Annotated in this window: 8 protein-coding genes; 6 read left to right on the forward strand and 2 right to left on the reverse strand. The window is 75.3% G+C overall.

Going from position 1 to position 11,075, the window contains the following annotated elements; translation table 11 throughout:
- Positions 1–119 precede the first annotated feature (119 nt).
- From ABZ914_RS00500 to ABZ914_RS00515, 4 genes are all read left to right on the forward strand, one after another.
- Positions 120–1,070, forward strand: coding sequence for a GlxA family transcriptional regulator (locus ABZ914_RS00500; RefSeq protein WP_500190576.1), 951 nt, complete (start codon positions 120–122; stop codon positions 1,068–1,070).
- Entirely contained in the window at positions 1,067–1,669 is a 603-nt protein-coding gene (locus tag ABZ914_RS00505; RefSeq protein WP_500190578.1) for a DJ-1/PfpI family protein, read from the forward strand. The genes ABZ914_RS00500 and ABZ914_RS00505 overlap by 4 nt, the downstream gene beginning before the upstream one ends.
- 134 nt (positions 1,670–1,803) lie before the next feature.
- A complete protein-coding gene (locus ABZ914_RS00510; RefSeq protein WP_500190580.1) occupies positions 1,804–3,282 on the forward strand; it encodes a hypothetical protein in 1,479 nt (492 codons plus the stop codon).
- A gap of 56 nt (positions 3,283–3,338) precedes the next feature.
- Positions 3,339–4,946 (forward strand): CocE/NonD family hydrolase, encoded by a 1,608-nt coding sequence (locus ABZ914_RS00515; RefSeq protein WP_500190582.1) that lies wholly within the window; start codon positions 3,339–3,341, stop codon positions 4,944–4,946.
- 45 nt (positions 4,947–4,991) lie between these two features.
- Here ABZ914_RS00515 and def read toward each other — a convergent pair whose 3' ends face one another.
- Positions 4,992–5,525: a peptide deformylase gene (def, locus tag ABZ914_RS00520; RefSeq protein WP_500190584.1), complete on the reverse strand. Its 534-nt coding sequence runs from the start codon at positions 5,523–5,525 to the stop codon at positions 4,992–4,994.
- A gap of 146 nt (positions 5,526–5,671) precedes the next feature.
- Here def and ABZ914_RS00525 point away from each other — a divergent pair, with 146 nt between their 5' ends.
- Both ABZ914_RS00525 and ABZ914_RS00530 read left to right on the forward strand, forming a co-directional pair.
- Positions 5,672–8,959 carry an AfsR/SARP family transcriptional regulator gene (locus tag ABZ914_RS00525; RefSeq protein WP_500190585.1) on the forward strand — a complete coding sequence of 1,096 codons (3,288 nt, stop codon included), beginning with the start codon at positions 5,672–5,674 and terminating at the stop codon, positions 8,957–8,959.
- 557 nt (positions 8,960–9,516) lie between these two features.
- Positions 9,517–10,455, forward strand: a complete 939-nt coding sequence (locus tag ABZ914_RS00530) for a dienelactone hydrolase family protein (protein WP_500190587.1) — start codon at positions 9,517–9,519, stop codon at positions 10,453–10,455.
- 63 nt (positions 10,456–10,518) lie between these two features.
- Here the strand turns inward: ABZ914_RS00530 and ABZ914_RS00535 are convergent.
- A partial coding sequence (locus ABZ914_RS00535) for a helix-turn-helix domain-containing protein (protein WP_500190589.1) occupies positions 10,519–11,075 on the reverse strand: 557 nt, incomplete at its 5' end.

An 11,075-nucleotide genomic window follows, 5' to 3' on the forward strand; every position in this document is an offset into this window, starting at 1 on the left:
CCGATGATCATGCCTGAGGCCGGTACCGGTGTCAATCCCTTTTTTCCGGCGGTGGCATGACGTGATCTGTGGGGTACGTGTCGTTGACGCCATGACGGGCCGGGCCGCAGCCTGGAGTCATGCGCGTCGCGTTCGTGATCTATGACGGGTTCCAGGGGCTGGACCTCACCGGTCCGTTCGAGGTCCTCCAGGCGACCGGGCGGTACGAGTGCCTGGTCGTGGGGCCGCAGGCGGGACCGGTGACGTCCAGCAGCGGGCTGCCCGTCGTCGCCTCCCGCGGCATCGGCGATCTCCCGCCGGAGGGGTTCGACACGGTGCTGGTGGCGGGCGGGGCCGGCGTCGACCGGGCCCGCGAGGACCCGGCGCTGGTCCGCTGGGTGACGGACGCGGCGCGGGACGCCCGGCGGGTCGCGGCCGTGTGCAGCGGGGTCATCCTGCTCGCCGAGGCGGGCCTGCTCGACGGGCGGCGCGTCACGAGCCACTGGGGCCGCGAGGCGCAGCTCAGGGCCGAGTACCCGGCGCTGCGCGTCGACTGCGATCCGATCTTCGTCCGGGACGGGCGGATCTGGACGTCCGCGGGCGTCACCGCGGGCATGGACCTCGCGCTCGCGCTCGTCGAGGACGACCACGGGCGGGAGGCCGCGCACGCGGTCGCGCGGGAGCTGGTGATGTTCCTGCGGCGGCCGGGCAGCCAGTCGCAGTTCAGCGTGCCGCTGTGGTCGGCGCAGCCGGCGTCCGACCCGATCCGGGTCGCGGTGACGGCCGTGCAGACCGATCCGGGCGCCCGGCACGGCATCGCCGACCTGGCCGAATGCTCGGGGCTGAGCCCGCGGCACCTGCAGCGCCGGTTCACCGCCGAGATGGGGGTGCCGCCGTCGGTGTACGTGGAGCGGGTGCGGATCGAGGCGGCGCGGCGGGCGCTGGCCGAGGGCGACGAGCCGGTGGAGACGCTGGCGCGGCGGCTCGGGTTCGGCACGGGCGAGACGCTGCGGCGCGCGTTCCACCGGCGGGTCGGCGTGGCGCCGTCCGACTACCGGGACCGATTCCGAGGGACGAAGGAGTACGCATGACGACCTACGGGCTGCTGGTGTTCGAGGACGCCGAGGAGCTGGACTTCGTGGGGCCGTGGGAGGTGTTCACGGCGTCGGCCGCGCAGCGCGACAAGGGCGACAGGGCGGTCCTGGTCGCGGAGCGGCCCGGGCCGGTCCGCTGCGCGAAGGGCATGAGGGTCGTGCCGGACCGCACGTTCGACGACCATCCGGAGCTGGACGTCCTGCTGGTGCCGGGCGGCAGGGGCGCCCGCGTGACGCAGATCGGCAACGCGGCGCTGACGGGCTGGATCGCGAAGACCGCCGAGCGGGCCGACTGGGTGGCGAGCGTGTGCACCGGCTCGTTCCTCCTGCACGAGGCGGGCGTCGCGAGGGGGCGCCGGGTCGCGACGCACTGGGCGTCCGAGGACGAGCTGGAGGCGCGCGGTGACGTGACGGTCGTCCGGGACGCCCGCTACGTCGTGGACGGCGACCTGGTGACGAGCCAAGGCGTGTCGGCCGGTATCGACATGGCGTTGTGGCTGATCGGCCGCATCCACGGGCGCGACCACGCGCGCACGGTGCGCCGCTACATCCAGTACGAGCCGGCCCCGCCGTACATGGCCGACGAGCCGCTCTAGGGCTGTTCCAGGGGTGATCCGGGGCTGCTCCAGGGCCGCACCGGGGCCGCTGCAGATGCGGCGCCGGTCCCGAATCGGGACCGAACATTCCGCCACACCAGTGATGATCTTCGCTTATCGGCATAATCACGCGAATGGCGATGGCGCTTCCGGTGCGGATCCGTGGTGACGGCGTGCGCGTCGCGGTCGAGACCGACCCCGCGCACGCCCCGCTGCGCGACTTCCTGCTCAACGACCTGGGCGAGGACGTCGCCGCGATCCTCCGCGCCAAGGGCCGGCTGAGCGCCGGGCCGGCCGGACCCGGCGGCCCCCACCCCTGGCAGGAGCTGTACCGCTTCCACCGGCTCGACTACGACGGCGCGGTCGTGCACCTGCGCGACGTCGGCGGCTGGTCGTCCTGCGACCTCGACCCGGGCGTCCTGCTGCGCTGCCTGGAGGAGTACCTGGAGCAGGTCGGGGCGGTGCGGCACCGGCAGATGCTCGAAGGCGTGCTCCAGTCCGGCATGGAGCGGTTCGTCCCGGACCGGGAGCTGCCCGTCGCGTTCCGCATCGACGGGCCGGGCGAGGTCGCCTGCCTCCCGGCGCCGGGCAACGAGCCCCTCGCCGGGCTGCTCGGCGACGCCGAGTTCGTCCTCGGGCTGGACTGGATGCTCGCCGAGCTCGGCCGTCCGGGCGCCGCCGTGACCTGGCCGGGACGGGTGTTCCGGGTCGGCGTCGCGGACGGCCTCGCCACCATCGAGGGCGAGGGCGGCGCCTACCTGTGCCTGGACGGCGAGACGTTCCGGCAGGTCGTCGCGGTGTTCCGGCAGGCGCACGCGGACTCGCACCGGGCGCACCGCGCCGCCGCGCCCGGCCGCGACGAGCCCGTGGCGGCGGTGCTCGCGCTCGGCGGGACGTCCCGCCGGACGCGCGGCTGGGCGCTGGTCCGGACGCCCCGCGCCACGCTGGAGGACGTCGCCGGCCTCACCCCGCACCCCGACGCCTGCCTCCCGCACGGCGTCCTCGGCACCGGGTCGGGCGCGTGCTGGGCCGACCTCGCCGTGCTGGACGAGGCGGGCGGGCGGCTGCGCGGCGGGACCAAGACCTTCATGCCGCGCGGCATCGACGCGGACCGGCTGGTCCCGGACCTGCGGGACGCGCTGACCCGCGCCCGGTTCCTCGCGTCCGTGCCGGGCGCGTGGGCGTCGTTCGTCGCGGGCGTCCCCGTGCACGGCTACGTCGACCCGGACGCGGTGGTGCGGCTGCCGTGCGCGCCGGTGGAGGCGGAGGGCGTCGCGCAGCACGTCCGGGTGTTCTTCCCTGAACTGGTCGAATCGGGCGTGGACCTGGAGGGGGCGGCCTCGCGCGCCGCCGGGACCGCCCGCGCGGTGAGCGGCGCGCCGCACGTCCTGACGGCGTTCCTCCTGCACGACGTGCAGTGCCACCGGCACCACCTCGACGTCGTCCGCGCGGCGCGTCCCGGATGGGAGCACACGGGGAACGCCTGCCACCTGCGGCTGGACGTCCGGACGGTCCGGCTGGAGCACCTCTGGCTGGACGGCCACGCCTGCGAGCTGCCGACCGGCGAGTTCGCGCGCGTTCTGGAAGAGTACGAACGCCTCGCCGCCCTCTGACCCCGCCCCTATGGGGGCATGGGACGGTGAGGGTTCCCCTTCGTCGGAGGTTGCGCATGTCGATGGCGGGCCGGCTGGCCGACCGTCTCCTCGGGCCGCCCGGGGCCGATGCCGTGGCGGTGGACGTCGGCATCGCCCGCGACCTGCGGGTCCCCATGCCGGACGGCGTGGTGCTCGTCGCCGATCTGTACCGTCCGCGCGGCGCGGGGCCGCTGCCCGCCGTGCTCGTCCGGACCCCGTACGGCAAGCGGCAGGCGCTCGTCCGGCTGTTCGCCGGGGTCCTCGCGCGGCGCGGCTTCCAGGTCGTCATACAGAATGTACGTGGGATACACGGGTCGGGCGGCGAGTTCCACGCGTTCCACGACGAGCGGGACGACGGCCTCGCGACGCTGGCGTGGGTGCGGGCCCAGCCGTGGTGCGACGGGCGCGTCGCGACCGCCGGCGCGAGCTACCTCGGCTACACGCAATGGGCGATCGCGCCGTACGCCGACCCGCCCCTGGAGGCGATGGGGCTCGGCATCACCGCGTCCGAGTTCGTCAGCTCGTTCTACCCGGGCGGCGCGCTCGCCCTCCACAACACGCTGGTGTGGTCGTCGCTGATGGGGACGCGCGACGACCGGAAGCGCCCGCTGCACAACCGGCGCGTCAGGCACGCCATGCGGCACCTCCCGGTCGGCGAGTCCGACATCGCCGCGATAGGGCGGGCCGAGTCGTTCCTACGCGAGGTCACCGGCAACGCCGAGAACATCGCGTTCTGGCGGGAGACCGACCACAGCGCGGGCGTCGCCGCGACCACGTCGCCCGCGAGCATGGTGACGGGCTGGTGGGACCTGTTCCTGCGCGGCCAGCTCCGCGACTTCGCCGCCCTGCACGCCGCCGGACGGCAGGTCCGCATCACCATCGGCCCCTGGGGACACGACGCCAGGGCGCTGCGCGCCGTCCTCGCCGACCAGGTCTCCTGGCTGAACGCGCACCTCCACGGCGACGCGGCGGAACTGCGGCGCGCACCCGTCCGGCTCTACCTGCAGAAGGCCGACCGCTGGCTCGACTTCCAGCAGTGGCCCCCACCGGAGACCACACCGACGCCGCTGTACCTCTCCCAGGGCCTGACCTGGGACGAGCCGTCCGGCCCGCTCGACCCGGCGGCGTTCACCTACGACCCGTACGACCCGACGCCGTCCACCGGCGGGCCGCTGCTGTCGCCCGGCCGGGGTGGGCAGCGCGACAACGGGCGGATCGAGGCGCGCGGCGACGTCGCCGTGCTGACCGGTGCCCGCCTCGACCGCCGCCTCGACCTGATCGGCCCGGTGTCGGCGGCGTTCCACGTCCGGACGGACACCGGGCACGCCGACCTGTTCGTCCGGCTCTGCGACGTCGCCCCGGACGGCGCCTCCCGCAACGTCACCGACGGCATGCTCCGCATCGACGCCGCGCCGGGCGAGACCGTCCGGGCGGAGATCGAGATGCACCCGACCGGCTACCGGTTCCGCCGCGGGCACCGGCTGCGCGTCATGCTCGCGGGCGGCGCGTTCCCGCGCTTCGCCCGCAACCACGGGCGCGGCGAGCCCGCCGGGCGGGCCGTCGCGTCGCGCCGCGTCCGGATCGAGGTGCTGCGCGGCGCGGACCACCCGTCGGCGCTCCACCTGCCCGTCTGGGCACCCTGACCCCGCCCGGCCCGGCTCACTCGGCGTCGGCGCGCCTCGCCCGGCTCACTCGGCCTCGGCGGCGGCGCGCAGCGCCTCGTACTCCTTGAGGACCTTCTTGCGCGCGCGGGCCGACAGGCGGTCGATGTAGAGCTTGCCTTCGAGATGGTCGGTCTCGTGCTGCAGGCAGCGCGCGAGCAGGCCCGTCCCCTCGACCGTCACCGGGTTCCCCTTGACGTCGAAGCCGCGCACGGTGGCGCGGTCGGGACGGGCGACGCGCGCGTGCGGGCCCGGCACCGACAGGCACCCCTCCTCGTCGTCGTCGAGCCGACGGTCCGCGAGGTCCGGCAGCTCCAGCACCGGGTTCACGACCGTCCCCTTGTGCCGCTCGCCGTCCTCGTCCGGGCAGTCGTAGACGAAGATCCGCAGGTCGACGCCGATCTGGTTGCCGGCGAGGCCCACGCCCTCCGCCGCGTACATGCTGGCGAACATGTCGTCGGCCAGCTCCGCCAGCGCCGCGTCGAACTCCTGCACCGGCCGGCACGCCCGGTGCAGGACCGGCGTCCCGACCAGCGTGATCGGCCGCACCTGTCCCGCCATCCGATCTCCCTTCGCGCTCGGTGACCATCCTGTCCCATCCTCCCCGGGACCCGCTCGGCGGGACGGCGGCGCCACTTCTTTCGCGCGACCGTGCAGAAATACCGGCACCGGACCCGGTGTGATTTTGATCAAATGGTGGAGGTCGCATGGCACGGGAAAGGACGTCGGCAGTGGCGGGCGAGCGCACCGAGCGCGGGTCCGAGCGGGACCGGGAGCACGTCCGGATCGTCCTGCTCGGCCGGGTCGGCGTGGAACGGGCCGGCCGCCGCACGCTGCCCAGCTCAGGGATCTCCCGCGCGCTGCTCGGCGCGCTCGCCCTCGCCGGGCTCGCCGGGCTGTCCGGCCTCGGCGACGACACGCTCAAGTCGCTGCTGTGGGGCGCCCGCGAGACCGTCATCTCCGACTCCACGCTGGCCGTCGCCGTCTACCGGCTGCGCCGCTGGCTCACCGAGGCCGCGGGGCCGGGCGTCGAGGTCGTCCGCACCACCAACGGGTACGCGCTGGAGCTGCCGGACGCCGACATCGACGCGGCGGTGTTCCGGCGCGCGGTCGCCGACGCGGGCATGCTGCCCCCCGACCGGCGCGCGGGCGCGCTGGAGCGCGCGCTCGGGCTGTGGCAGGGCCGCGCGCTGGAGGACGTGTCGCCCGACTCCGTCGACCAGGCCGCCGTCGACCGGCTGGAACGCGAGCGGGTCGAGGCGACGATGGAGCACGCCCGGACGGTCCTCGCGGCGGGCGCGCCCGAGCGCGCGCTGCCGCACCTGAGCCCGCTGGTGCGCGCCCACCCGCTCGACGAGCAGCTGCTCACGGTCTGGATCGAGGTGCTCGCGTCGTGCGGGCGGCAGGCCGAGGCGCTGGAGGCGTACGAGGAGGCGCGGGTCCGGCTGCTCGACCAGCTCGGCGTCGACCCGGGGCCCGAGCTGCGCGGCGTCCACGTCCGCGTGCTGCGCCAGGAGACCGCCGCCGGCCCCGCCTCGAACGCCGCCGCGCCGGGCCGCGCCGAACCGAGGGACGGCGGCGACAAGGGCGCCGGCACCGACCGGGACGGCGGCGAAAAGGAGGGCGGCGACAGGGACGGCGGCGACCGCTTCCGCCCGGAGCGGCCGAGCCAGCTCCCGCCCGCCGTGCCCGACTTCACCGGCCGCGGCGATCAGATCGACAGCATGCTCGCGCTGCTGTCCGCCGGGGACGGTGACGAGCCCGTCTCGGTGTCGGCCGTCGCCGGGATGGGCGGGATCGGCAAGACGGCCCTCGCCGTGCACATCGCGCACCGCACCCGCGACGCCTTCCCCGACGGCCAGCTCTTCGTGGACCTGCGCGGCGCCGAACGCGACCCCGCCGACCCCGCCGAGGTGCTCGGCCGGTTCCTGCGCGCGCTCGGCGTCAACGCCGCCGCCGTCCCGGAGAACCCGGGCGAGCGCGCCGCGCTGTACCGCAGCATCCTCGCCGACCGGCGCATCCTCGTCGTGCTCGACAACGCCGCCGACGAGACGCAGGTCGAGCCGCTGCTGCCCGGCGGCCGGCTGTCCCGCGCCGTCATCACCAGCCGCACCCGGCTCACCGCGCTGCCCGGGGCCCGCCTCATCGAACTGGACGTGCTGACCCCCGCGCAGGCCGTCGGCCTGCTCGTGCGCATCGTCGGCGCGGACCGGATCGCGGCGGAGCCGGAGTCCGCCGCCGAGCTCGCCCGGATGTGCGGCCATCTGCCGCTCGCGCTGCGCGTCGCCGGCGCCCGCCTCGCCGCGAAGGCGCACTGGAGCATCGCCGGGTTCGTCCGCCGGATGCGCGAGCAGGGCCGGCTGGACGAGCTGACGCAGCGCGGCCTCAGCGTCCGCACCACCCTGCACCTCAGCTACCAGGGCCTCGGCGCGGACGCGCGGCGGCTGTACCGGCTGCTCGGCCTGCTCGACGCGCCCGACTTCGCCTGCTGGACCGCGGCCGCGCTGCTGGACCGGCCGCCCGCCGAGGTCGCCGAGCTGCTGGAGACGCTCGTCGACGCGCAGCTGCTGGACGCGCAGCTCCTCGATGCCCGGCTCCCCGACGCCGGGCTCCTCGACGAACAGGGCCGGTCCACGGTGCCCGGCGCCGTCCGCTACCGGTTCCACGACCTCGTCCGCGACCACGCCCGCGAGCTGTGCCACGACGAGGACGGGCCGGAGACGCGCACCGCCGCGCTGCGCCGCGCCCTCGGCGGCCTGCTGGCGCTCACCGACCGGGTCGTCGAGCTGGTCACCGGCGGCGGCGACGCCCTGGCGGCGGGCCCGGCCGTCCGGTACCCGCTGGACGAGGCGATCGTGCGGAACACGCTGGCGCACGCCCCCGACTGGTTCGAGGCCGAGCGGTTCGGGCTCACCACCGCCGTGCGGCAGGCCGCCCGGCTCGGTGAGGAAGGGCTGGCCTGGGAGATCGCGGTCCGGTCGGCCATCCTGTTCCAGCCCGCGCACTACACCGACGACTGGCAGCAGGTCATCGCGGACGCGCTGCCCGTCGTCCGGGCGGCGGGCGACCCGCGCGGCGAGGCGGCGCTGCTGGAGCGCACCACGGACCTGGCGTGCGCGCGCCGCGACTACGACCGGGCGCTGCGGTCCGTCCGGGAGGCGCTGCGGCTGTTCGAGGAGACGGGGAACACGCACGGCACCGCCCTCTCGCTCCGCCAGCTCGCGACCGTGCACCGGATGACGGGCCGGTTCGGCGACGCCGAGGCCGATGGCCGCCGGGCCCGCGAGCTGTTCCGGCGCGTCGGCGACGTCGCGGGCGAGTCGCATGCCGTCCTGGTGATCGGCTGCGCCCAGTACGAGCGCGGCGCCGCCCAGGACGCGCTCGGCGTGCTCACCATGGCGCGGGACCTGGCGCGCCGAGCCCGCTACACCGGCGTCGAGCTCCAGGCGGTGTACTGGATCGGGCAGGCGCTGCTCGCGCTCGGCCGTCCCGGCGAGGCCCGGCCGCTGTTCGAGCACATCCACGAGGCGGGCACCGCGGCGGGCAGCCGGCTCGTCGGCATGTACGCCGCGCACGGCCTCGGCTGCACCGCCTTCGCGCTCGGCCGCACGGCGGAGGCCGAGCAGTCGCTGCGGCTGGCGCTGCGGCTCGCCGAGGAGCGCGCCGACCCGCTGATGTGCGCGCGCATCATGTACGTGCTCGGCGACCTGTACTGGGACCGCGGTGACCTCGCCGCGGCGAGGCGGCTGCTCGAACGCGCCCTGAAGCTGGCCACCGAGGTGTCGGTGCCGCTCTGGCGGGCCAAATGCCTCTTCCTGCTGGGCGCCCTCCTTCAGGTGTCCGGCGATCAGGTGACGGGTGAACAGGCGGTGGGCGATCAGGTGGCGGGCGGGGACGCCCCCGGCGGGGCGGACCCGCGCCGCGAGGCGCTGGAGATCTTCGACGCGCTCGGCGTCCCGACCGAGGACGGGACGGCCGCGCACCTGCTGTGGTGATCGCCCGCCACCGGCCGGCGCCGCCACCGGCCACACCGCGATCGGCCCGCGCCGCAGCGGGCCCACCCCCGTGCGGCCCGTCGCGGTCGATCTCCACGCGGCCACGGTAGGACGGGCCGATTACAACTCGCTTACACCTCGGCCCGCGCCCGAACCGATCGTCCGCGGCCGGAGTCCGTGCGCGGGAGAAGAGGACGCTCCGCTGCGGAGCGTGAGCCGTTCGTCGCAGACGGTGCGCCGTTCGTCGACGGGAGGGGTTGAAGCGTCGAACGGTGGCCAAGGGGCTCGCTACCGTCTTCTCATCCGCAGGGCGCCCCGCGCCGAAGCCGCTTCGGGGGGAGCGGCCGTCCCCAGTGCGCGTATGGGCCGGCCCGCGGAACGGGGGGAGAGGGGTCACTCTGGGGGGAGTGGCCCCTCTCCGTTTATAACTTCGCTATAAGCGCCCCGGCTTCAAGCCGTCGCCGCGTAAGCAGCGCCCGGCGGCAGGGCGGCCCAGAATTCTGGCACCGCGGAGACCCACCCGCCGCGGCTCCGGCTAGTGAAGGGCACGCCCCCCGATGACCAGGACATTCGCCCGTTCGGTCCGGCTCCTCTCCGTCGCGTCCGTTCTCGCCGCCGGTGCGGCGCTGGCCCCGCCCGCGAACGCCGCGGCCCCGGCGAGACCCGCGACCACCACGGCCACCGAACGCACCGCCATCGTCGGCCGCGCCGCCGACAATCCGTACCAGCGCGGCCCCGCACCGACCGAGGCGAGCATCACCGCGGAGAAGGGCCCGTTCGCCATCGAGACGATCCCCGTCCCGGCGGGCAGCGGCACCGGCTTCAACAAGGGCACCATCTACGCGCCGACCGACACGAGCCAGGGCACGTTCGGCGCTATCGTCGTCTCGCCCGGCTTCGTCTCCCCCGAGGCGTGGATCTCCTGGTACGGGCCCCGGCTGGCGTCGCAGGGCTTCGTCGTCATGACCCTGGAGACCAACAGCCTCGTCGACGTCCCCGCCTCGCGCGGCGACCAGCTTCTCGCCGCCCTCGACTGGCTGACCGGCAGGAGCGGCGTCAAGAACCGCATCGACGCGACCCGCACCGCCGTCATGGGCCACTCGATGGGCGGCGGCGGGACGCTGGAGGCCGCCAACAAGCGGCCGTCCCTCAAGGCCGACATCCCGCTCGCGCCGTGGGACACCAATTACAGCTTCCCGAACATCAGGACCCCGACCCTCATCATCGGGGCGGACAACGACTTCATCGCGCCCGCGTCGTCGATGGCGGAGTCGTACTACAACAACGTCAAGACGGCGCCGGAAAAGGCGTACCTGCTGCTGAAGAACGCCGGCCACATGACCTTCGTTTCGCCGAACACCACCATCGCCAAGTACTCCATCGCGTGGATGAAGCGGTTCGTCGACAACGACGCCCGCTACGACCAGTTCCTGTGCCCGGCGCCGAAGCCGGACGGCGCCATCGCGAAGTACCTGGACACCTGCCCGACCGGCTGACCCCGCCCGGGACGGTGGCGGCGCCCCCGGCGCGAGACCGGGGACGCCGCCACCGTCCCCGTTTCACGCGGGGGACAGCCGCCGGTCCCCGGAGTCGAGGCGGACGAGGTGGTGCAGCAGGAGCAGCAGCTCGATCCGCCGGTCCGGGTCCAGCATGGCGCCGCCGACGGTCTCCTCCAGCCGCCGGATCCGGTACCGGACGGTCTGCTCGTGCACGAGGAGCCGCTCCGCCGCCGCCACCGCGTTGTCGCGGCACTCCATGTAGGTCAGCAGCGTCCGCGACAGCGCGTCCCTGCGGTGCGGCGGCAGCGCCATCAGCGGCCCGAGCCGGGCGCCGAGCGCCACGTCCAGCAGCTCCTCGCTCTGCGCCGCGACCAGCGTCGGCAGGTGGTCCAGGCAGCGCAGCGGCTCCTTGCCCGGCAGGACGCCGCGCTCGATCAGCGCGAGGCCGCGCCGGGCCCAGCGCAGCGACAGCGCCGCCCGCGCCGGCGGGACGGTCGGCCCGACCGCCGCCGCCCGCCGCCCCCCCCCCGCCCCGGGCAGCCCGGGCCGGCCCGGGCCGGCCGGGGGCGGGGGGGTGGGGGGGGGGGGCGCGGGGGGCCCGGGGGGGGGGGACGGGG

This window comes from Spirillospora sp. NPDC046719 (assembly GCF_040645715.1).
Lineage (GTDB): Bacteria > Actinomycetota > Actinomycetes > Streptosporangiales > Streptosporangiaceae > Spirillospora.